24 protein-coding genes are annotated in these 21,586 nt (G+C 45.9%); 4 read left to right on the top strand and 20 right to left on the bottom strand.

Going from position 1 to position 21,586, the window contains the following annotated elements; translation table 11 throughout:
• The 13 genes from folE to NQ546_RS00400 form a co-directional block, all read right to left on the bottom strand.
• Entirely contained in the window at positions 1 to 588 is a 588-nt protein-coding gene (gene folE / locus NQ546_RS00340) for a GTP cyclohydrolase I FolE (RefSeq protein ID WP_004288383.1), read from the bottom strand.
• 29 nt (positions 589 to 617) lie between these two features.
• Complete coding sequence (locus tag NQ546_RS00345; RefSeq protein WP_004288382.1) at positions 618 to 1,076, bottom strand: SPOR domain-containing protein; 459 nt, start codon at positions 1,074 to 1,076, stop codon at positions 618 to 620.
• Between the two features lie 147 nt (positions 1,077 to 1,223).
• Positions 1,224 to 1,979 carry a triose-phosphate isomerase gene (gene tpiA / locus NQ546_RS00350; RefSeq protein WP_004288381.1) on the bottom strand — a complete coding sequence of 252 codons (756 nt, stop codon included), beginning with the start codon at positions 1,977 to 1,979 and terminating at the stop codon, positions 1,224 to 1,226.
• A 113-nt stretch (positions 1,980 to 2,092) separates the two neighbouring features.
• Positions 2,093 to 3,382 carry a BT_3928 family protein gene (locus tag NQ546_RS00355; protein WP_004288380.1) on the bottom strand — a complete coding sequence of 430 codons (1,290 nt, stop codon included), beginning with the start codon at positions 3,380 to 3,382 and terminating at the stop codon, positions 2,093 to 2,095.
• Positions 3,372 to 3,914: a DUF1599 domain-containing protein gene (locus NQ546_RS00360; RefSeq protein WP_004288379.1), complete on the bottom strand. Its 543-nt coding sequence runs from the start codon at positions 3,912 to 3,914 to the stop codon at positions 3,372 to 3,374. The genes NQ546_RS00355 and NQ546_RS00360 overlap by 11 nt, the downstream gene beginning before the upstream one ends.
• A gap of 122 nt (positions 3,915 to 4,036) precedes the next feature.
• A complete protein-coding gene (locus NQ546_RS00365; RefSeq protein WP_004288378.1) occupies positions 4,037 to 4,906 on the bottom strand; it encodes a M23 family metallopeptidase in 870 nt (289 codons plus the stop codon).
• A gap of 270 nt (positions 4,907 to 5,176) precedes the next feature.
• Positions 5,177 to 7,273 (bottom strand): ATP-dependent DNA helicase RecG, encoded by a 2,097-nt coding sequence (gene recG / locus NQ546_RS00370; RefSeq protein ID WP_004288377.1) that lies wholly within the window; start codon positions 7,271 to 7,273, stop codon positions 5,177 to 5,179.
• Positions 7,261 to 7,935: a 2-C-methyl-D-erythritol 4-phosphate cytidylyltransferase gene (locus NQ546_RS00375; protein WP_004288376.1), complete on the bottom strand. Its 675-nt coding sequence runs from the start codon at positions 7,933 to 7,935 to the stop codon at positions 7,261 to 7,263. The genes recG and NQ546_RS00375 overlap by 13 nt, the downstream gene beginning before the upstream one ends.
• A 44-nt stretch (positions 7,936 to 7,979) precedes the next feature.
• Positions 7,980 to 8,525 (bottom strand): DJ-1 family glyoxalase III, encoded by a 546-nt coding sequence (locus NQ546_RS00380; RefSeq protein WP_004288375.1) that lies wholly within the window; start codon positions 8,523 to 8,525, stop codon positions 7,980 to 7,982.
• A 14-nt stretch (positions 8,526 to 8,539) separates the two neighbouring features.
• Positions 8,540 to 9,352, bottom strand: a complete 813-nt coding sequence (locus tag NQ546_RS00385; protein ID WP_004288374.1) for a cell envelope integrity protein TolA — start codon at positions 9,350 to 9,352, stop codon at positions 8,540 to 8,542.
• Between the two features lie 37 nt (positions 9,353 to 9,389).
• The gene (locus tag NQ546_RS00390; protein ID WP_004288373.1) at positions 9,390 to 9,764 is read right to left on the bottom strand and encodes an ExbD/TolR family protein; all 375 of its coding nucleotides are present in this window, start codon (positions 9,762 to 9,764) and stop codon (positions 9,390 to 9,392) included.
• Positions 9,765 to 9,828: 64 nt separating this feature from the next.
• Complete coding sequence (locus NQ546_RS00395) at positions 9,829 to 10,545, bottom strand: MotA/TolQ/ExbB proton channel family protein (protein WP_004288372.1); 717 nt, start codon at positions 10,543 to 10,545, stop codon at positions 9,829 to 9,831.
• Positions 10,545 to 11,258, bottom strand: coding sequence for a pyridoxine 5'-phosphate synthase (locus NQ546_RS00400; RefSeq protein ID WP_004288371.1), 714 nt, complete (start codon positions 11,256 to 11,258; stop codon positions 10,545 to 10,547). Before NQ546_RS00400 ends, NQ546_RS00395 begins: the two co-directional genes overlap by 1 nt.
• 103 nt (positions 11,259 to 11,361) lie before the next feature.
• Between NQ546_RS00400 and NQ546_RS00405 the strand changes: the two genes are divergently transcribed.
• Together NQ546_RS00405 and NQ546_RS00410 are read left to right on the top strand one after the other, a co-directional pair.
• Entirely contained in the window at positions 11,362 to 12,231 is an 870-nt protein-coding gene (locus NQ546_RS00405) for an NAD kinase (RefSeq protein WP_004288370.1), read from the top strand.
• Between the two features lie 29 nt (positions 12,232 to 12,260).
• Positions 12,261 to 13,580 carry a M43 family zinc metalloprotease gene (locus tag NQ546_RS00410; RefSeq protein ID WP_004288369.1) on the top strand — a complete coding sequence of 440 codons (1,320 nt, stop codon included), beginning with the start codon at positions 12,261 to 12,263 and terminating at the stop codon, positions 13,578 to 13,580.
• A 564-nt stretch (positions 13,581 to 14,144) separates the two neighbouring features.
• Here NQ546_RS00410 and NQ546_RS00415 read toward each other — a convergent pair.
• From NQ546_RS00415 to NQ546_RS00445, 7 genes are all read right to left on the bottom strand, one after another.
• Complete coding sequence (locus NQ546_RS00415; protein ID WP_004288368.1) at positions 14,145 to 14,387, bottom strand: hypothetical protein; 243 nt, start codon at positions 14,385 to 14,387, stop codon at positions 14,145 to 14,147.
• A 6-nt stretch (positions 14,388 to 14,393) separates the two neighbouring features.
• On the bottom strand, positions 14,394 to 15,137 hold the full coding sequence (locus NQ546_RS00420) for a glycosyltransferase family 2 protein (RefSeq protein ID WP_039952889.1): 744 nt from the start codon (positions 15,135 to 15,137) through the stop codon (positions 14,394 to 14,396).
• A gap of 6 nt (positions 15,138 to 15,143) precedes the next feature.
• The gene (locus tag NQ546_RS00425; protein WP_004288366.1) at positions 15,144 to 15,956 is read right to left on the bottom strand and encodes a glycosyltransferase family 2 protein; all 813 of its coding nucleotides are present in this window, start codon (positions 15,954 to 15,956) and stop codon (positions 15,144 to 15,146) included.
• 9 nt (positions 15,957 to 15,965) lie between these two features.
• Complete coding sequence (locus NQ546_RS00430) at positions 15,966 to 16,736, bottom strand: glycosyltransferase family A protein (protein ID WP_004288365.1); 771 nt, start codon at positions 16,734 to 16,736, stop codon at positions 15,966 to 15,968.
• Entirely contained in the window at positions 16,733 to 17,449 is a 717-nt protein-coding gene (locus tag NQ546_RS00435) for a hypothetical protein (protein ID WP_181986452.1), read from the bottom strand. The genes NQ546_RS00430 and NQ546_RS00435 overlap by 4 nt, the downstream gene beginning before the upstream one ends.
• Before the next feature lie 335 nt (positions 17,450 to 17,784).
• A complete protein-coding gene (locus NQ546_RS00440; protein WP_004288363.1) occupies positions 17,785 to 18,555 on the bottom strand; it encodes a glycosyltransferase family 32 protein in 771 nt (256 codons plus the stop codon).
• Between the two features lie 96 nt (positions 18,556 to 18,651).
• Positions 18,652 to 18,855 carry a hypothetical protein gene (locus NQ546_RS00445; RefSeq protein WP_004294065.1) on the bottom strand — a complete coding sequence of 68 codons (204 nt, stop codon included), beginning with the start codon at positions 18,853 to 18,855 and terminating at the stop codon, positions 18,652 to 18,654.
• Between the two features lie 113 nt (positions 18,856 to 18,968).
• Between NQ546_RS00445 and NQ546_RS00450 the strand changes: the two genes are divergently transcribed.
• Positions 18,969 to 19,622 (top strand): BT4734/BF3469 family protein, encoded by a 654-nt coding sequence (locus NQ546_RS00450; RefSeq protein ID WP_004288360.1) that lies wholly within the window; start codon positions 18,969 to 18,971, stop codon positions 19,620 to 19,622.
• Entirely contained in the window at positions 19,598 to 21,421 is a 1,824-nt protein-coding gene (locus NQ546_RS00455; protein ID WP_004288359.1) for a DUF3987 domain-containing protein, read from the top strand. Before NQ546_RS00450 ends, NQ546_RS00455 begins: the two co-directional genes overlap by 25 nt.
• Positions 21,422 to 21,586 lie beyond the last annotated feature (165 nt).

The following is a 21,586-nucleotide window of genomic DNA, read 5'->3' on the forward strand; positions in this document are numbered from 1 at the left end:
TTATGAATTATGACGGATAAGGTTCATGAACTCCTCGCGCGTTTTAGCCTGATTGAAAGCTCCCGTAAAGTCGGACGTAGTAGTTATTGAATTCTGTTTTTCCACACCGCGCATTTGCATGCACATGTGTTTGGCCTCTACCACCACCATCACGCCCAAAGGATTCAGTGTTTCCTGAATACATTCTTTTATCTGCAGCGTCATGCGTTCCTGCACTTGCAGGCGGTGAGAGAAAATATCCACCACGCGGGCAATCTTGCTTAAGCCGGTAATATAGCCATTGGGAATATAGGCCACGTGCGCTTTTCCATAGAATGGCAGCATGTGGTGTTCGCAGAGAGAAAAGAAATCAATGTCTTTCACAATCACCATCTGATTATAATCTTCCTTGAATTTTGCGGAACGGAGCACTTCGTGCGGATCCATGGAATAGCCCTTAGTCAGCGTCAGCATAGCTTTTGCCACTCGTTCCGGGGTTTTCAGCAAGCCCTCGCGTTCGGGGTCTTCACCCAACAAAGTCAATATACGGTGATAATGTTCTTTCAGTTCGTCCAATGAAGGAGATACGATTTCTTCTTTTCCTAACATGCGAAGATTTATGATTTATGAGTTATGAATTATAGAGGAATGTTGATCTGGTCTTTCACAATTGACACTTCCTTAAAGACACCGGTTGCACGCAGCTGGCGCATCATGGCATCCGCTTCCTCAATGCTTCGGAAGTCACCCGCACGACACAACCAGCGGGGCGGATTGAAAGATGTATAAACGGGAAGATCAGGAAAACGCTCTTTTATATCGGAAGCTACCGAATAGGCTTCGTTCTTGGCCTGACGGGTATTATTACCGGCATACACCTGTACGCGATAACCCGAACTCTTAATCACCTTCTGGTCTTCCGAACCGGTAGGAATATACTCTGAACCTATCAGCGCTTCAATGCGGGCATCCTGATGAATGGATACCTTGCCTTGTCCCGGTACATTACGCTCCAAACTCTTTACGATGTTATTCTGCGCTACGGATACAAGGGTAAAAGAAAAACATGCAATTAAAAGCAAACCAAGTTTCTTCATAAAAGGGTGTCTTTATACAGTTTTAAAAAACAGATTTTAAATCCTTGAAGCTGAGAACCGAATGGTCCACACCAAGGTTTAAGCATCAAGAGTTGGAAGTTGGCTGCATCATATCGGATGCAACAACCTCCAACTCTCTGTTATTTATTAATTGAACGCGTCAATGATACCCTTGAAGTCGGCAACTTTCAGAGCAGCACCACCAATCAGGCCACCGTCCACATCAGGATTTGCAAACAATTCCTTTGCATTGGAAGGCTTGCAGCTACCACCATAAAGGATAGAGCAGTTTTCTGCGATTTCCTTACCATACTTTGCTTCAACGGCAGAACGGATGAATGCATGGATTTCCTGTGCCTGTGCCGGAGTAGCAGTCTTACCGGTGCCAATGGCCCAAACCGGTTCGTATGCCAAGATAATCTTAGAAAAATCTTCAGCAGACAAAGAGAATACAGATGCCAACTGGGCGGCAACCACTTCATTCTGCTTGTTAGCTTCGCGTTCTTCCAAAACCTCACCGATACAGAAAATCGGAGTCAGTCCGTTGGCCAAAGCCAGTTTCACCTTTTCTTCCAGGATTTCCACTGTTTCACCGTAATAAGCGCGACGTTCAGAGTGGCCGAGGATTACATACTTGGCACCGGTTGAAGCAACCATAGCTGCCGATACCTCACCGGTATATGCACCTGATTCCTTATCTGCACAGTTTTCTGCACCTACACCGATCTTAGCGGCATCCACCAGCGGAGTAACAGATGCAAGGTGAATAAACGGGGTACAGATAACTACATCACAATTAGGCTTTTCGTTAGCCAACGCTTCATTCAGTTCTTTTGCAAGAGCAATACCCTCTTGAAGGGTCTTGTTCATTTTCCAGTTTCCTGCAACAATGTTCTTTCTCATTTTGTTTTAATTATTAAAAGGGTTAATGTATGTTTTTAGTTATTGGCGGTTAATGACTGGTGATTTGCACAGCCTCTCAGCATAATAGCGCAACTCACATTATCAACAAATCATTAATCACTCTTATTCTTTTTCTCCCTGCGTTTGATTACCAGAATATCTACACCGAGAACCAGCATCAAAGGTACGATAAACCATAATAACACGTAACCGATAGTATGCAAATTGTTTTCCTGTTTTTGCTGTCCCAATTCCAGCTTGTCCAGACTATCGTTCAGTACATATTCATCGGGAAATTGGCTATCGCTCCATTTATTCAGAATTGTGCCGTCTTTTATCAGCAGCAAACCGGGGTTGGAACGTATAATCGTCTTCAGCGTAATATCATCCATCTGGCAGAATGGGTATTCCGCACCGGTTCTGTCACGCCATGCTTCAATTTCCTCATCCGGCGAAGAGGTCAGTGCATAAAAGCCATAACCATGTTCTATGCTGTAATCATAGATTTCATTGATCAAATCAATATTGCTGTCATCCGCTTCCTCTGTCCGATGAGCTACCAACAGGAAAGTATATCCTTTATCCGTCAACACACTATCGGTTATATCTTCTCCCGTACTCAAACTTATCATGGAAAAGTCGTGAATGGGCGGTTCATAGCCTTTTTCCTTCAATACGGTACGCGTTTCAACAAAAGTCCACGTGCTGTCCGGATAATTATCCAATGTGAATTCCTGCTGCCTGCCGTCTTTTTCCAAGACAAAACGACTTTCAAAAACACTCGGCTTCGCACCTTCGGGTATCTCCATACCCGCTTTTATATTCACGCCAATCTTATAGGGCCTGAAATCCAGCACCGGCAAATACTCCAAGCAATAAAAAGAGAGTGCAAAGACAAACAATATGGTATATAAAGACACCATCCACTCCATTTTCAAAGTGATAAAACGGATAATGAGTTTCCGCTCTTTGAATACGATTACAGCCGCAATCAGCAATATGATGTTTTTCCCGAATGTCTGCCAGTTCGTCAATACCCAGGCATCGCCAAAGCATCCGCAGTCGGATACGGGATTTGCCAAAGCAAGGTAAAGAGTCAACGGAGTCATTACTCCCATAAGAAAGAGTGCCAATGTAGATGCAACCTTCCGGCGTACGCCAAAAAAGAGGAAAACGCCTACACAAAACTCTGCCGATGATAAAATTATGGCGAAAAGCAACGGCAGGTATGTAGGAAACCATGAAATCATACCGAATGCCGTCAGATAATCCTGAATCTTATAAAAAGAGCCGAGCGGATCGACAGCCTTCACAAATCCGGAGAAAATAAACAGCGCAGCCAATAAAAAACGGCAGGCATTGACCCAGACAAGCTTTATGATATGTTTTCTCTCAGTCTCCAAACTCCAACTTAATCAAACCAAAGACCGAATAATTAATCATGTCCATATAATTGGCATCAACACCTTCCGAAACCAACGTCTGACCGGACAGACTCTCAATTTGCTTCGTACGATAAATCTTCATCAGTATCAAGTCCGTATACGAACTGATACGCATGCTACGCCAAGCCTCATCATAATCATGGTTTTTGGCAAGCATCAGTTCCAGCGACTCTTTTGCATACTTATCATACAAGGCCATTGCCTCTTCATTCGTGATATCCGCCGCCTCGGCATAGCCCAATTCCAACTGTATCAAACCGATAATACCGTAATTGACAATGGCTATGAACTCCGAACGAATACCTTCGTCCACCAAAGTCACCCCTTTAGTTTCAATACTCCGAATACGATTGGCTTTAATAAATATCTGATCGGTTACGGAAGCCGGACGAAGAATACGCCATGCCGGACCGTAATCATGAAGTTTCTTAAAGAACAAATCACGACAAATAGCAATGACATGCTCAAATTGTTGCTTGGTATCTTTCATATCCTTACAAATAGACCGCAAAGTTAGGAATAATTAAAGAAAAAAGAAAAGAGGGCACTCTAAATTATATTAAAGTGCCCTCCTTATAGAGATTGTTTACGTTTAGAGAGTATTTTCGTTTTTTATGAACAACGCAACACCTGTCCCGGACGAAGAATAGTCTTCCGGGTGATGCGGTTCAGCTTGCAAAGCTTGTCAATGCTCGTCCCCTGACGGGCTGCAATCTTAGACAAAGTATCACCTCTCTTCACTTTATAGAACAAGCCTTCACCCGATGCCATGCTGCGAGCCGTACCGGAAGTACCTTTTGTCTTACGGAAAGTATAAGAGTCGGCAACAATATCTTGCTTTTCAAAATCGAACATTAATGCAGGATTGATAGGAATTCCCAAGAAACGGGTTTCAAAATGCAGGTGCGAACCGGTAGAACGTCCGGTGTTACCTCCAAGTGCAATCGGCTCTCCTGCCTTTACCAACTGGTTTATATCAACCAACTGTTTCGACAAGTGTCCGTACACTGTTTCCAAACCGTTATCATGGCGAATAACGACATATTTTCCATATCCGCGGCGCCCCTGATTCTTGACGATACGCACCTTGCCGTCAAAAGCTGCGCGAATGGTATCGCCTACATACACCTTGATATCCAGGCCATAGTGCGCTCTTCTTCTGCGAGGACGGTAACCGAATACATCAGTGATACGGGTATGTTCAGTAGGCATACAGAAACTTTTCAAATCAAATGTATAACTTTCCGGCACAATAGCGTTGCCATAAGCCTGCACCAATTCATTGTTCCAGCTTGGATACAAATCCAGTCCCGGATACAAAGCCTGTTCCGCACGAATCTGTTTCTGCAAAGCCAATGAATCCACACTTTTGAGTTTTCTATCAACAGGAGCTTGACGGGCAATCAGATCCTGAGAGAAAGAGTTCAGGCTGACCATTGCCGCTGCCGCTAATAAAGCCGTTCTAATCCAATTAAAATTCATTCCGTTTCGTCATTCATTTTGATATCCGTAGAGCATATCCGGCGCATCAACCACACCTAATTCTTATGCGAATATCCAGATTATTTTCAAAAATTCTTCCAAAGGTAACATTTCTCTCCGAAAAGGCGTCTTTCTCATTAACTATTTTTTTGAAGCAGGTGGATCAAAAAAGGAGAATAGCATTCTTCAAACCATTAATAATAAGAATATTACACCGCAAACATGTTTAACAACATAAAACCGCAAATAAAGCGTATGTTTAACCGTTTTTCAACTAATGGCCGCCCAATTGATGTTTGTTTTCCTCAAAGCCTTCAACTGCCGCCACAATATTTCATTTTCGGGAAGCTCACCATTCGGGTCTTTATCCACAATGGCTTCGGCAACTCCACGTACATACTGCAAAAGTTGTCCGTCGCGGGCTATATCCGCTATCTTCAAATCGAAAGCGATGCCGCTCTGTTGCGTCCCTTCCAAATCGCCAGGGCCACGCAGCTTTAAATCCGCCTCGGCTATTTCAAAACCGTCATTCGTACGCACCATTATTTCCAGACGCTTGCGGGTGTCCTCCGCCAATTTATATCCGGTGACCAAAATACAATAGGATTGTTCCGCACCACGCCCCACACGACCGCGGAGCTGGTGGAGCTGGGAGAGACCGAAACGCTCGGCGTTCTCTATTATCATCACCGAAGCGTTGGGCACATTCACGCCCACTTCAATTACCGTAGTAGCAACCATTATCTGTGCTTCACCAGAGACGAACAACTGCATCTGCGCATCCTTTTCCGCCGGTTTCATTTTTCCATGCACCTTACAAACCTTGCAATCGGGAAACTCTTCACAGATATGCAGGAAGCCTTCCTCCAAATTCTTAAGATCAATCTTCTCACTCTCCTTGATCAAAGGATAGACAATATAAACCTGCCGTCCTTCTTCAATCTGTTTGCGCACAGAACGATACAGGCTGACACGATGACTGTCAAACTGATGAATAGTAGCAATCGGCTTTCTTCCCGGCGGAAGTTCATCAATTACCGATACATCCAAATCACCATAGAGCGTCATTGCCAGCGTCCGCGGTATGGGAGTTGCCGTCATCACCAGTATGTGAGGCGGCTGCGTGCTTTTTGCCCATAAGCGGGCGCGCTGTGCCACTCCAAAGCGATGCTGCTCGTCGATCACGACCAAGCCCAACGATGCAAAATTCACCGTATCTTCAATCACCGCATGCGTACCGATAAGTATCTGTACATCCCCCGTCAGCAAACCGGAAAGAATGGCTTCCCGTCGTTTTCCCTTTATCGAACCGGTCAGCAGTTCAACCCGCACATCCATTCCATACAGCAGTTCACGAATTGTGTCGTAGTGCTGATTCGCCAATATCTCGGTAGGCGCCATCATGCACGCCTGATAACCGTTATCAAGTGCCATCAGCATGCTCATCAGGGCAACCAATGTTTTTCCACTCCCTACATCCCCCTGCAACAGACGGTTCATCTGCCTGCCCGAACCTAAATCCCGGCGTATCTCCTTCAGGACGCGTTTTTGGGCATTCGTCAACTCAAAAGGAAGGTTACGGGAATAAAAACCGTTGAACGTATCACCCACTTTCTCAAAGACATACCCTCGATATTTGCGTTGTCTGTCTTTGGCATAGCGCAGAATGTTCAACTGGACATAAAACAATTCTTCAAATTTCAGGCGGTACTCCGCTTTCCGCAGTACATCCGGACTGACCGGAAAATGGATATTCATCAAAGCCTCCGTCAGAGGCATCAGGTGGTGTTCTGCCAGCAAAGCGGGAGAAAGCGTTTCGGGCAAAGGTTCATCCAACTGCCGAACGATGTTTTTCATCATCTTCTCTATGGCATGCGAATTGAGCGAACTCCGCTTCATCTTCTCCGTCGTATTGTAATAGGGTTGCAGCCCCATAGCCGACAGTTTCAATTCGGAAGCCGGGTCGATATCCGGATGAGCTATATTTATCCTGCCATTAAAGACAGAAGGCTTGCCGAATACGATATATTCCTGATGGACCTTGTACTTCCCAATCAGATATTTGATGCCTTGAAACCAAATCAGGTCAACCACACCCGTTCCGTCCGAGAAATGGGCTATCAACCTTCTCTGTCGTCCTTCGCCCGCCGTTTCAAAACCCAGTATCTCGCCTTTCAACTGAATATACGGCATCGTCCCGTCAATCTCCTGAATGTAATAGATACGGCTACGGTCCACATATTTGTAAGGGAAGTAATACAACAGGTCGTGAAAGGAAAAGATGCCCAGTTCCTTATTAAGCACCGAAGCACGTTGCGGCCCGACGCCCGACAAATATTTTATGTCACGCGTAGTCAGATCGAACATGATTCCAAAAGGGCGGTAGCTATTTTTAAATCAAAAGGAGTTGTTATTTTAATATTTTCCCGGTTACCTTCTGTCAGATAAACAGACTTGCCCAATGCTTCAACAACCGAAGCATCGTCTGTGAAGTGCGAGGTATAAGGCTGTTCGTAAGCCTGTTTCAGCAAATCCGCATCAAACACCTGCGGAGTCTGCACCAGTTTATATTCGTCGCGGCTAACCGTCTCGCTTCCCTCCCCGACCAAATGGCGCACCGTCTCCACCACATCTGTCACAGGAACCACCGCCTGTTTTTCGGCAGCCAGCGAATAGCAACGGGCTATAACTTCCCGGGCCACAAAAGGGCGTACGCCGTCGTGCACCCCGACCAACCCCGGCGTTGTAACAAATGCCAGTCCGTTCTTCACCGAATGGAAGCGTGTTTCCCCACCGTTTGCAATATGATGAGGAATTAAAAAATGATGCTTCCTGCATAGCTCATTCCAGTAGGCCTGCTGGCTATACGGAAGCACCAGTATTATCCGTATCTCCGCATTGTAAGCATAAAAGGCTTCTATGGTACGCATCAGCACAGGCTTCCCCCCTATCGGAAGAAACTGCTTGGGAAGTTCACATCCCATGCGTAACCCTTTACCACCGGCAACAATCAGAGCATACTGAACCATTTTGTTTTTTTAATTTTGAATTACGAACGGTTCTTCATTCATAATTAAACAATCATCGCTTTTCTCAACTCAGCGACCTTATCCTTGCCTTGCAGCAGTTCCACCACAGCCAAAGCAAACTCCATTGCAGCGCCCGGGCCTTTGCCTGTGATGATATTACCGTCTTTTTCCACCATTGCCGCGGTGTATTCAGCACCTTCCAAAAAGTTATCAAAGCCCGGATAGCAAGTAGCTTTCCTGCCTTTCAGCAGTCCCAACTTGCCAAGCACCATAGGAGCGGCGCAAATGGCGGCAATAGGTTTGTTTTCTTCCGCGAAACGTACAATCAATTTCCGCAAATCATCACACTCTCCCAAAGTAGCCGCACCTGGCATACCGCCCGGAAGCACTATCAGATCGGCGTCGAAGAAATCACAGTTCACAATATTCTTATCGCACAGCACCGGTACGCCATGAGCACCCGTCACAATCTCGTCAGGAGTCACCGTAATCATCTCGACCTTCAATCCTGCACGTCTCATCACATCAACAGAAGTGAAAGCCTCTATCTCTTCAAATCCGTCTGCAAAAAACACATAAACTGTACCCATAAAAATATCTCCTCTTATTTTAAATTAAAATAATACGTAATCGTTCCTGTCTGGTTGTTCAAGCCACTTACCGTATTGAACCGCGCTTTCTTTGCCGCATCTTCCGCAGCCTTCCGCAAAGCGGGATTCACCGTATTGGTCTGTCGGTTGATGCTGGTTGCAATGACCTGTCCTGCCGGATTCACAGTAATGGTAACCACCACTTTCCCCTCATCCTGCACATTATATACAGGGCGTGGCAATCCGCCTTCCCCTATAGAACGTCCGCCAAGATTAAAAGTTCCATATCCCCCGGTTCCGGCAGTCGCTCCGGACGAAGAATTTCCGGTAGGGCTTCCTTGCACACCTTCCCCTTCCGTAGTGCCCTTACTTCCCATCTGCGCACCCTTGCCAAAGGCTCCCGCAACACGTTTGCGGGCAGCTTCCTCCGCAGCCTTCCGTTCACGTTCCGCTTTCTCGGCAGCCAGCTTTCTGGCCTCCTCTGCTTTTTCCGCTGCGGTCTTCTCCGGCTTCTTCGCTTCTTTCTTTTTTTCTTCAGCCTTAGGCTTTATGGCAACTGTTTCTTCCTCCTCCTGTGTCAGCATGTCCTGCTCCACCTCCTCCGGCATTTCCGGGGCGGTTTCTTCCGGCATCACATCCACTTCCACCAAAGAAGGATCGGCAGCTCCCCATGCATCGGGCACCTCACCCATCATCACAGGCACACCACCTTCCTCGGACTGTTCGGGCAACGTAAATCCCACCAGTATCAAAAGGGCAATGACAACCACGTGCACCAACAGCGCCCCTGCCAATCCTACGTATTTTCCTTTCTTCTTCCGATCCACTGTTTCGATTTACGATTTTAGCTGTTTATGACTGCGCTCACTTACCTTCGGGCGGACGTGTGGCCAGCACCATTTTGAAGTGATTCTCATTAGCGATATTCAGCACTTTCACTATTTCCCGGTAGGGAACTGATTCATCGGCATACAAAGCCACATACATTTCGGGTTCTTTCGCCGCACACGATTGCAGGAAAGGTGTCAGTCTGTCCAAAGTCAAGGCTTGCTCCTTGTCATTGCCGAAAGCAGCATAATAATTCAAATCCTTGTCGATGATGACCCTTGTCAGCGGTTTGGCAGATGTCTGCTGTTTCCCCTGCGGAAGCAATACCTTGATTGCATTCGGTGATACTACCGTAGACGTTATCATGAAGAAAATCAACAGCAGAAATATAACATCCGTCATGGATGCCATACTGAAATTAGGCGATATTTTGGCTCTACGTTGTAACACTTTTCAATTACTAATTTACTTATTATTATTTAGCGGGTTCGTTCAGCAGGTCCATGAATGCCATTGTTTTGGATTCCATTTTATTGACCACGCCATCCACCAGAGTCACTAGATAGTTATAGGCAAACATGGCAATGATACCCACAATCAAGCCGCCTACCGTCGTAATCATAGCCTCGTATATACCGCCCGAAAGCAGTGTTATATCAATATTATTGCCGGCGTTCGCCATTTCAAAGAAGGCACGCACCATACCGGTCACCGTACCCAAGAACCCAATCATCGGTGCGCCACCGGAGATAGTGGCCATGATAGTCAATCCTTTCTCCAACTTTGCCACCTCAATATTACCGACATTCTCTATGGCTGCCTGTACATCGTTCATCGGGCGTCCCAAACGGCTGATGCCTTTTTCTATCATACGAGCAGAGGGCGTGTTGACACTACGGCAATAGGCAATGGCCGCCTTAATCTCGCCCCCCAGAATATAGTCCTTGATCTTATCCATGAACATCGGGTCTTCTTTGCCCGCCTTACGGATAACATAATTACGCTCAAACAGGATATAGAAGCAGACAACGGAGAGCACTCCGAGAACCACCATAATCCAACCGCCCTTGACAGCCATGCTCCACAGATTCATTTCATCGGGAGCAGCAACGGGAGTAAGTACCGGATTGGCACCGGCAATAGAATCGGCCAACGCCGGAGCCACTTGGGCTAATAATAACATAAGATTCATCAGCGGAGACAATTTTTATATTCCTGAATGGTGCGTTCCAATCCCAGATACAATGCATCGCTAATCAATGCATGACCGATAGAAACCTCATCCAGCCAGGGTATGTTTGTATAGAAATAATTCAGATTCTCCAGACTCAGGTCATGGCCGGCATTCAGTCCCAGTCCCAAGCTTCGTGCCATCTTGGCTGCTTCCACGAAAGGAGCCACCGCAGCTTCCCGTCCTTTAGGGAAAGCCGTAGCATAGGGCTCGGTATAGAGTTCTACGCGATCCGCACCGGCTTTGGCTGCATATTCTATCATTTCCACGTCGGTAGACACGAATACGGATGTACGGATACCTGCATTATTGAATGTATCCAGCACCTCGGTCAGGAACTCCAGATTGTTTTTCGTGTCCCACCCCGAATTGGAGGTCAGTTGCGTAGGACTATCCGGCACCAGTGTCACCTGATGCGGTTTCACCTTCAGCACCAAGTCGATAAATTCGGGTGCGGGATACCCTTCTATATTGAACTCCGTACGTAACAACGGACGCAAATCATAGACATCACTCCTGCGGATATGCCTTTCGTCGGGGCGCGGATGCACCGTTATGCCGTCGGCGCCAAAGTTCTCGCAATCCAGCGCTACTTTCACAACATTAGGGACCTCTCCTCCACGTGCGTTACGTAACGTTGCTACTTTATTGATATTTACACTTAATTTAGTCATAAATCGGCCTATAGTTTGGGGCAAAAGTACAAATAATAGCAATATGTTGGCAGTATTCTGAGAAAAAAACTATTTTTGCAACCTACAAAAACAGAAATCAATTATGAAATTTGCCATATTTGGAAATACCTATCAGGCGAAAAAGTCATCGCATGCCGAAAATCTTTTCCGCCTGCTTGCCGGACGCAAAGCACAACTTTGTGTCTGCCGCGAGTTCTACAATTTCCTGACCTCCGACCTGCACCTCAACATTCCCGCCGCCGATTTGTTCGACGGCAACGATTTCTGCGCAGATATGGTCATCAGCATCGGAGGCGACGGCACATTCCTGAAAGCTGCCAGCCGCGTGGGCAAAAAGAACATTCCCATCTTGGGCATCAACACCGGACGTCTCGGTTTTCTGGCCGACATATCGCCCGAAGAAATGGAAGAAACGATTGACGAAATTTACAACAACCACTATAAGGTAGAGGAACGCAGCGTGTTGCAGCTGAAGTGTGACGACGAGAAACTAATGGCGTCTCCATACGCCCTTAATGAAATAGCAGTGTTGAAACGCGACAGTTCGTCCATGATCAGCATCCATACCGCCATCAACGGAGCGCATCTCACAACCTATCAGGCCGACGGCCTGGTCATAGCCACTCCCACCGGGTCTACGGCTTACTCCCTGAGCGTCGGCGGTCCGGTCATCGTTCCCCACAGCAAAACGATTGCCATTACACCCGTTGCCCCTCATAGCCTGAACGTACGGCCCATCGTCATCTGCGACGACTGGGAAATCACGCTCGATGTAGAAAGCCGCAGCCACAACTTCCTCGTCGCCATTGACGGGCGGAGTGAGTCATGCAAAGAAACCACACAACTCACGATCTCACGCGCAGACTATTCCATAAAGGTGGTGAAACGCTTCAATCACATCTTTTTCGATACACTGCGGAATAAGATGATGTGGGGGGCGGATGTTAGATAACAGGATTTTGGAAGAAACTTAATTAAGTTATGAAATATCGCAATTTATTATTTATCTTTTTGCTGAGTGTATTCGCCTCATGCTCCAAAGACCCGGAACTAGGGCCAGATACGCCGCCTTCGACCTTTAAGGTGCGGATCGACAACGTGATCCACGAAACCTATTTCGACAGCTATCCTCAGGGGCCCTCCCTGTTTGTTCCTTACTTAGTGATGAGCGGCTTGCCCGAAGGCGAAAAACTGCTCGCCTTCGGAGGCTATTACTCCCCGGAGAACCCCAATCCCGACGGATCGGACTATACGTTCATCCACGATTGCGCCGACGACGAGCTGATCCAAGGGTGGGACTGGACGCAGGAGTTGATCTATTCGGCCGGATGGATCGACCTGCCAATTCCCGGCAAGACCTATTATTTCAAGGGTGTAGTCCGAACCAACAAGGCGGTTTATTACTCCAATACCGTAACGATAAATACGGACGGGTTGCCCGGTTACACGCCGGGTCCGCAGGACCGGGTGCTACCGGTCGTGTTCCATGTCATGCCTCGTAAGGACGGCACCTATCCGCATCCCTACTTTTTTGACGAGATGCTCGCGTGCGCCAACCGCCTGTACCGGAACGTCTGGCCCCTGCCGGGGCTAGCCGACGCCGGCATCCGGTTCGTCCCGGCCACTCACACCCCCGACGGTACTGCACTGTCCACACCGGGTATACACTATCTTGACGAGCGTTACGAACTGGACCGCGATATATCCTACGAAGAGCTGAGGCAATGGGTCGGCGACAACCTGTGGGAAATGACCGAGGTTATCAATGTATGGGTATCTCCCTTCATTAACGACGATATCGTTTCCGAAGATACTCGTACAGCGGGATTCACCTTCCTGCCTTATTTCGCTCCGGAGGAGATGCTGCAAGGGTGCAATACCGCTGTCCCGGGCTGTTTCAGCGGTATATTCTTGAACCTGGAGGAGGTAGTAGGTAACGGGTACTGCAATTCCGGGATAGTCGTGTTTGCCCACGAAGCGGGACACTACCTGGGCCTAGACCATGTGTTCGAGGAGGACTGGTGTGACGACACTCCGCAGTACGACCGGGCACGGTACCGCACAGAACAGTACATTCCGGGTATCGACACCTATTTGCGCTATCCGATCGATGCTTCCGCAGAGCCTTATACGGCGCTCAACGTGATGGACTACGACATCGTGATCTACTCGGGTATCACACCCCAACAGGCCGAGCGGGTGCGCTACACCTTGCAGCACGCCTGTCTCGTTCCAGGTGGCAAGCCTTTGCCTGGCAACATGAAAAGCTGTGCTGGTCCGGCACCAAAAGTCATGTATTAATATTACAAAATGATATTGCGTAACCGCTCAAACTAAGCAATGATTAAATATATAAATAGATAAGTTGTTTGCTGCCACATTATAACTAATTAGTTATATTTATGCAATAACATCAGTTGACGGTAAAACCACCGATGTAAGAATCATATTCAGAACAGAAGAATTTGAAAAAATCTACAATAGTCTGAATACAAGAGTAAAGGATAAGTTTGAATATACATTTGGACTTGTACAAACTGTATATGCTTTACCTGTAAAGTATATAAAAACAAACTTGTATGAGATGCGTGTATCTGTTTGTTCAAATGAATATCGGACGGTGCTATTTGCGATTGATAACAGTAATGTCATATTATCAATGTCAAGCTTCTTTCGTATTGCTCGTGCTTTGGGTATTGAGTTTACTCCAACATTCATTTTATAGAATTATCATTGAGATATTTGAAAAAGCAAGAGAGCTTGAATCTAAAATAAAACAGCCGGGACCGCTTCATCAAGCAATCCCGGCTGCGCCTAAAACAAAATAACCGCTGTTATCTGTCGTTTATCAATTTCGTATTGCGCTCACATACTGTCATGCAGAAATTGTGAAGCGTCTCTTCTCCTGCGTACCGCCAACGGCGCTCCGAGTTCCTCACACTCCACTACTTCGATATATCCGGCCTGTTCCAGTTCAAACAAGGCGGGATATACCCGCAGTTTGTCCGCACCGGCATTCTGAATAATATCTTCCACTCCAATAACCGAACCGGGAAAAGAGTAGATATAATCAATAATTCTCCGGGTGTCAATAGCTTTGTAATCCATATTCCTTTATTTTTTACTTTTCAACAATGCACGCCAAGCATAATGAATAAAATAATAGCAAGCCTTTAAAAAGCCTATTTTTTCAACATTCCTGTAGATATTCCATTGCCAAGAAATAACAGCTAATTTGTTGGCAGACACAGACTGCTTTCTCACTCTATACAACGCATGAACCACATTCGTATTCCTCGCGACAAACCCTTTCTTCAAAATAGACAACCACAATACATAATCTTCATGGTGTATCTTAGAGCAATAAACCTTACCTACTTTCTCCGTATCATAGATTCCGGTCAGATTGCCTATCACATTTCCTTTCAACAGCTCCATATAGGAAACCTGTGGCGGAACTGTCACAATTCGTTGTCCCCGTTCTCCGTCTTCATTGATTTTCTCATAATTGGAATACACAATGGCTGTGTCCGCATCTTCAAACAACTTTAATTGTTCTTCCAATTTATTCGGTAGCCATACATCGTCACTATCCAAGAAAGCAATATAGCGGCCTTGCGCACTCATAATTCCAATATTGCGAGGAACTGCGGGACTCCCCGAAGGCTGCTCTGTCTGCAAAAGACGGATACGCTTGTCCCTTTTCGCATATTCCATTATAATTGCCGGAGAAATATCCGTAGAACAGTCGTCTACAATCAGCATCTCCCAGTCCATGAATGTTTGGGCCAACACCGACTCTATCGTTTGGGAAATAAATGCAGAAGAATTATATGAAGGAGTAATAATAGAAACCACTTTAAACTATAAATCTTTATGAGAATTCAATCTTTTCAGTTCTATGATTTTAATCACAATCATATACTCATAGATGAAGTATAATAATACGAGATAAAAAGCCCTCCACCCTTCGAGAAACCCCAAACGGATAAAGTACATATAAAAACATCTACCCCATGGTCTTATCCACCATAACCGGGCAGCCATTCTCCGCATTCTAACTTTCCGAGTTGTACTAAATTCCTTTCCCTCATAAAGGAATTTATACGTATTCTGGGCATCCCACGATGAATATCTATCATGCTTTTCCAACCAGTATTTAAAGCCTTTTATATTAGCATGATGATCATAAGGAATATCAATATATCCGACTTTGGCGGACTGGTCAAATGATTCCCATACTCCTCCAACAATAGAGACCTCATCTTTTTTCAATAAACGATCATGCCAATTAGGATAGCCTTGCAACCTCTTCATCCATTTCCCCCAAAAAATAAACTTAGGGGTCAACCTATAAGCATTAAACGTACCATTCTCTATCACAGACAATATTTTCTCATGCAACTCATTAGAGATATACTCATCCGCATCCAAGAACAACACCCATTCAGTCTTTATTTCCAAATTTCTCAACGCCCAATTTCTTTGTTCAGAAATTATAAATTCAGACATTAAATGTTCCGAATAATGAAAGCCTTTAGAAAGAACAGTCTCCTTTGTACCATCTGTACTTCCTGAATCCAAAACAAAACAATCGACCCCGTACGGTATGGCATCCAAACATTTCGATATAATATCATTTTCGTTTTTAGTCAAAATAACAATAGTGTATTTCATATTCAAGGATTATCTATAAAGCCCTTTGAACTGCAAGATAAAAGCATTCATAAAGCTGACATATTGAGTATAATAACCATATTTACGAATAGAAGAATAGATAATATACGCAGCTCCCAACCACTTCCCCATAATTTTTCCGTAGGCTTCCCCTCTATCTTGGAAGTAAGAAACAGCATTTTCTTTAGTCAAATCCCAAGTAGACGCCTCCTGACTGACAGAACCTATATAAATGGGAAGATAAATGATCGAAAGACCTTTTTTCAGGCAATCCAGCAGGAATTTATTTTCTTCTCCACCGCCCATAGTGACTCCTGCCCCCATCGTTTCATCAAACCTGATGTGATTATCTATAATAGATTTTTTCCTAAATGCAATTTGCCAACTCGCCAACCGTAAAGCTCCTATATATCCTATTCTCTTTTGTTTCAAAGGAAACGTGCGATAAGGATTCTTAAAGTTGAAAGCAATTATATCTGCATCAGGATGAGCTTCAAAAGCATCTAATATTATTCCGCTATAATTATCAACTAAGCGTTCATCATCATCGCAAATCAGGCAAATGTCACCGCAAGCATTCTCCAATGCCATATTGCGGCTTTTGGAGAGCCCCCGTTCTGTTGATGAGATCATACGGATGCGGTGTCCGTCACATATATTTTCCACAGATTCATCTTTATTACATTGATTTATAATCAATAAGTCAGACTGAATACGTGTGCGCAAAGCAATGCTCATGTCCTCTTGATACATACAAGAGAGCAAAACTTCTAAATTCATAAATTATAGGATTTTTGAGTGTAGAAACGACATACTAATAACCAAAAAATAATAGACACACCACCAACAGACGAGAATGTGTTTTCTACAAACCCACTAACCAAAACAGCTAAAATGACGGGAAAGTAGATGTATAGTTCTTTAAAGCAGCGAGTGACGCTAAAATAGAAATTGACAAAAAAGAATAATAGTCCTGTAATTCCTCCTGTAAAAAAAAGCATCCATAAAGAACCATCCATAGGCCCATCCGGAAGCTGTACTCCTATCAACCAGTTCAATTTTGTCATCATTCCCAAGACACCGGCATATATGCCAAGTCTGCCAGAGGTAAGGACATCTATATCTTTAAAATCAGACAAATTTGCTATCAAATAAAAATTGACAAGAAAAAACAACACCGGCAGAAATGCTACACAATAACGCATCCACTTTTTAAATATTCTCCATTTTACCATAAAATGAACCAATATCAAAACAATACTCCCTATCAACATCATTCGTGATAAGCAGTAATTATAGGAGATGATAGCTATCCAAAGTAAAAATAATACTAACAGAGAATTTCTCTTAAAACTTATAAAGATGATATAAGCGTTTACTATCAATGAAAATATAAATCCGCCAAATGTATTAGGATTATTAAAGCCATAAGTTCGGGCAGCACCTTTTCCGGTTAAATACCAAATTTCTTGATTGATAGTCAGAATATCCAATTCTCTCAACAATGTCAAAAACAAAAAGCCAATTAACAGTAATGACAAATTTATGAATGCAAGAGTTTTAATCGGAAATTTACGAAAAAGATAAACACAAAGGAATATATCCAACAATGCCAAGATTTCCCTATTGTATATCATTATAGGAAACAATAACCCAACAAAAAGGAATTTTTTCAGGTAATGGCTATAATCTATTGCCAAAAGAAGCAACAAATTTATGGTAAGTGTCAGAATAAGCGTATCATTATCTCCTATGCCACCTACAAAAGTTCTAACATTCAGCAAGCAAAGAGAAAAAACACATAGCGATAATCGGAATGATTCCACCCTTACTTGATCAGATTAAAAGATTTTACAATAGCAGAAATCTTATGTGCAACATCCTTTCCCACAATCTTTGACACAAGTTTAAAAAGTATTTGCCTTGTACCATGCCACGATGCCGCATAATGATGAATAGACCGCGTATTGTCAGTGATATTCATCTCATTTGTTTGATAGTTTACCGGACAAAAATATTCTTTCGGATAAATCCACACATCCGCCACACATTGCATTTCATTCACATTCTTCAGCCCCTTTGCCGAGAGCAATTCCGTTGTATATTCTACCACTGTCTTGAGATTCAGCCCTCCATTGGAACGCAAGAAATGAAGTCCGGCATACAGGCCGAGGATTTCCGCATACAGGCCAAGGCCCGGATTGCAGCCCAGGCCAAGGCCCGGATTGCAGCCCAGGCCAAGGCCCGGAGCGACTGCTAACGCAGTCGCTCCGGGCTTCGCTTCATTCTCGCACCCCATAAACGCTCCACGTTCTATAATATCATCAATAGATTTAATCACCTCCACATCCGTATCGAAATATATTCCACCATGATGATACAAAATATAGAACCTTGCATAATCACTCACAAAAGCATACTTCCGGGCTTCATAAGCCTCTTGGGTATAGGGGATGATGTTTACATCGAAATTATCTTCGTTCCACTCTTTTATCTCATAACCGGGAAGGAACTTCTTCCACGACTCAATGCACTTCACTGCAAACGGTGGAAGAGGATTTCTTCCGAACCAACAATAATGAATAACTTTAGGTATCATAGCATCACAATTCCATTTACAATCAATCTATCTTTTTTCGCAGTTATCGCTATCCCTTTACCAGCCCCATCCAGAACTCCCTGAATTCTTCTTCCGTCATTGCGCGGCGCAGGCATGCCAAAAGTCGCAGCAGGCTGTCGTGCCTCGACCCTCTTCCCTTTTTATTTTTTGGTAGGTGTAGGGACTTATCCCTGCTTCTATGCATAAGTCAATCTGGTGAATACCCAAACGGTTACGCACTGCTTCAATCTTTTTTCCCCAGTTAAGAGGGGTAATGACATCATTTGTTAGTTGTTTCATGTTAACGTTATTAAATTATAATAAATTATTGTATCAGGATTACACCTATACGTGTAATCCACTACGGATTATTCTCTCTAACTTCGCCGGAAATTTCAAAACCAAAAGAAATAATGAACGAATGTAAAATGTCACTGTTCCAAAACCCCATCGCACCCCAGCGAGACCCGCAGGGACGAATCCTAAAAGCTGCCACACTGACTCCCGCCATGGAGGTGACTCCTGCCGATGTGTATCAACTCATCACCTGCAACGAACCGTTGCGCCTTGCCACCTTACAGGTGCGGAACGCCGCCGACATACGCGCCGCCAAAGCCTCCCTGTTGCCCTACGTCACTCCCTGCGGCGTATTCACCCGCCGCAACTGCCGCTCGTTGCTGAAAATCTCCGGACTGGTAGTGGTGGACATCGACCATTTGGACTCCCTCCAAGAGGCCGAGCAGATGCGCCGGACACTCTTCGATGATCCGTTCCTATGTCCCGTACTCTGCTTTGTAAGTCCCGGCGGACGGGGAGTGAAAGCCTTTGTGCCCTATCGGCAGGAACATGCCGCCGATGCCGCACAAAATGCCGCAGAAAGCATGTATTGGGCAATGAACTACGTAGAGATGGCCTACGGAGGCGATACGCAAGACAAGCCCACAGGCAAAGGCGTGGACACTTCGGGCAAGGACATCGTGCGTGCCTGTTTCCTGTGCCATGATCCCGAAGCCTTGTTCAGAGAACAGAAAAACCCTCTTCCATGCCCCATAAATCACAACTTATAAATCACAACATGTTTGAATCATTAGAAAAACTTACGGCTGCCGTCGAAGCAGCCTGCGCAGACATTGCGCCCTCCTATGCCGAATACGTACAACTCGCCATGGCGATAGCCACCGACTGCGGCGAAGGCGGCCGGGCCGACTTCCACCGCATCTGCAGCTTCTCACCCAAGTACCAGTCGTCGCATGCCGACCGTCTCTACACCAACGCCCTGAAAAACGGACATGGCAACGTGCACCTGGGCACAGCATTTCACCTGGCCCAAACAGCAGGTGTGGACATCCGCGAAGAAAAGCGGGCAAAAGACACAAAAAATGCACTCGATGCAGAGAATGCAGTACCGCCGTTTTCTCACACACACGCACACGTATCTTATAATGCGGACGGAAACGGACAACCGGACACAACCGACACTGCGGATTGCCGGGAAGAGAAACTTTCAGGAAGCGAACCGCTGCTCCCTCTTCCACTGCTGCCCGAAGCCGAATGGCCGGAGCCCCTGCAACACATCCGCAGCTACGGCGCCACAGGAGCACAGCGCGACGTGCTCCTGCTCGGAGCGCTCACCGTCTTAGGAGCCTGCATGGAGCGCAACGCCCGCTGCCTTTACGGCGGAAAGATGCAGTCGCCCTGTCTCCAGACATTCGTCGTAGCCCCGTCCGCAGCCGGCAAGGGCATACTGGGCTTTGTGCGTCTGCTGATAGAGCCCATACACGACGAGATACGCCGGCAAGTGGAACAACAAATGAGCGCCTACAAAAAGGCGAAAAGCAGTTACAATGCCATGGGCAAGGAGCGCAGCAAGGTGGAAGAACCGGAGATGCCGCCCAACAGGATGTTCATCATATCGGGCAACAACACAGGTACAGGCATCCTGCAGAATATCATGGATTCCAACGGAACGGGAATCATCTTTGAAACGGAAGCGGACACCATATCCACCGCCATCGGCACCGACTACGGCCATTGGAGCCACACGCTGCGCAGGGCTTTCGACCATGACTTCCTCTCGTACAACCGACGTACGGACCAAGAATACCGCGAAGTCAAGAAGTCCTATCTTTCCATCCTCATTTCCGGTACTCCGGCGCAGGTGAAGCCGCTCATACCCTCGGCAGAGAACGGCCTGTTCTCCCGCCAGATCTTCTACTACATGCCCGCCATACACGAGTGGCAGGACCAGTTTGGTACGCACAACACCGACATGGAAAAACTGTTTACCGCTATGGGCGAAGAATGGAAACGTCAACTGGATGCGCTGAAACAAGGAGGGCTCTACACCCTGAAGTTCACCGAAGAGCAACAAAATGAGTTCAACAAACTCTTCTCCGCCCTTTTCCTGCATGCCCATACAAACCAAAACGATGAAATGAGCAGCTCCGTAGCACGCATGGCAGTAAACATCTGCCGCATAGCCACCATTGTAGGGCTATTGCGGGGAGACCTCACCCCCGATGCCGAACTGTCCGCCGACAACCTGAAAGACGGCATCGTTACCCGTTGGGACATCCACCTCTCTCCTGCCGACTTCAAAGCCGTAATCGGACTTGTGGAACCTCTCTACATCCATGCCGCACACATCCTTTCCTTCCTGCCTCCAACGGAAATAAACCGCCGTACCAACGCCGACCGCGACAGTTTCTTCAACGGCATGCCGCCCACCTTCAGTCGTGCGGAACTGTTGGAACATGCTACGGAGACGGGCATCAACGCCAACACCGCACAAAGCTGGCTGCATCGCCTACTGAAACATGGTGCAGTGCAAGAAATGGCAAGCAAAGGCCATTATCGCAAAACCTGATGCTATGCAGCGCGGACAGGCTATTATTATATAACGCGTACGTGCGTGTGTGAGAAAACGTCTGCACTGCATTTTCTGCATCGGGTGCATTTTTTCGCATCACAGGCATGTTTCCGCAAAGTTCCATTCTACAATTCTAAAGTTCTATTCCACAATCCGGAAGTA

The sequence above is a fragment of the Bacteroides eggerthii genome (assembly GCF_025146565.1).
GTDB lineage: Bacteria > Bacteroidota > Bacteroidia > Bacteroidales > Bacteroidaceae > Bacteroides > Bacteroides eggerthii.

Excerpts from the sequence above, each read along its gene's own strand:
- folE (WP_004288383.1), bottom strand. The coding sequence starts at position 588 with ATGTTAGGAAAAGAAGAAATCGTATCTCCTTCATTGGACGAACTGAAA.
- NQ546_RS00345 (WP_004288382.1), bottom strand. The coding sequence starts at position 1,076 with ATGAAGAAACTTGGTTTGCTTTTAATTGCATGTTTTTCTTTTACCCTT.
- tpiA (WP_004288381.1), bottom strand. The coding sequence starts at position 1,979 with ATGAGAAAGAACATTGTTGCAGGAAACTGGAAAATGAACAAGACCCTT.
- NQ546_RS00360 (WP_004288379.1), bottom strand. The coding sequence starts at position 3,914 with ATGAAAGATACCAAGCAACAATTTGAGCATGTCATTGCTATTTGTCGT.
- NQ546_RS00365 (WP_004288378.1), bottom strand. The coding sequence starts at position 4,906 with ATGAATTTTAATTGGATTAGAACGGCTTTATTAGCGGCAGCGGCAATG.
- recG (WP_004288377.1), bottom strand. The coding sequence starts at position 7,273 with ATGTTCGATCTGACTACGCGTGACATAAAATATTTGTCGGGCGTCGGG.
- NQ546_RS00375 (WP_004288376.1), bottom strand. The coding sequence starts at position 7,935 with ATGGTTCAGTATGCTCTGATTGTTGCCGGTGGTAAAGGGTTACGCATG.
- NQ546_RS00380 (WP_004288375.1), bottom strand. The coding sequence starts at position 8,525 with ATGGGTACAGTTTATGTGTTTTTTGCAGACGGATTTGAAGAGATAGAG.
- NQ546_RS00390 (WP_004288373.1), bottom strand. The coding sequence starts at position 9,764 with ATGGCATCCATGACGGATGTTATATTTCTGCTGTTGATTTTCTTCATG.
- NQ546_RS00395 (WP_004288372.1), bottom strand. The coding sequence starts at position 10,545 with ATGAATCTTATGTTATTATTAGCCCAAGTGGCTCCGGCGTTGGCCGAT.
- NQ546_RS00400 (WP_004288371.1), bottom strand. The coding sequence starts at position 11,258 with ATGACTAAATTAAGTGTAAATATCAATAAAGTAGCAACGTTACGTAAC.
- NQ546_RS00405 (WP_004288370.1), top strand. The coding sequence starts at position 11,362 with ATGAAATTTGCCATATTTGGAAATACCTATCAGGCGAAAAAGTCATCG.
- NQ546_RS00410 (WP_004288369.1), top strand. The coding sequence starts at position 12,261 with ATGAAATATCGCAATTTATTATTTATCTTTTTGCTGAGTGTATTCGCC.
- NQ546_RS00415 (WP_004288368.1), bottom strand. The coding sequence starts at position 14,387 with ATGGATTACAAAGCTATTGACACCCGGAGAATTATTGATTATATCTAC.
- NQ546_RS00425 (WP_004288366.1), bottom strand. The coding sequence starts at position 15,956 with ATGAAATACACTATTGTTATTTTGACTAAAAACGAAAATGATATTATA.
- NQ546_RS00430 (WP_004288365.1), bottom strand. The coding sequence starts at position 16,736 with ATGAATTTAGAAGTTTTGCTCTCTTGTATGTATCAAGAGGACATGAGC.
- NQ546_RS00440 (WP_004288363.1), bottom strand. The coding sequence starts at position 18,555 with ATGATACCTAAAGTTATTCATTATTGTTGGTTCGGAAGAAATCCTCTT.
- NQ546_RS00445 (WP_004294065.1), bottom strand. The coding sequence starts at position 18,855 with ATGAAACAACTAACAAATGATGTCATTACCCCTCTTAACTGGGGAAAA.
- NQ546_RS00450 (WP_004288360.1), top strand. The coding sequence starts at position 18,969 with ATGAACGAATGTAAAATGTCACTGTTCCAAAACCCCATCGCACCCCAG.
- NQ546_RS00455 (WP_004288359.1), top strand. The coding sequence starts at position 19,598 with ATGCCCCATAAATCACAACTTATAAATCACAACATGTTTGAATCATTA.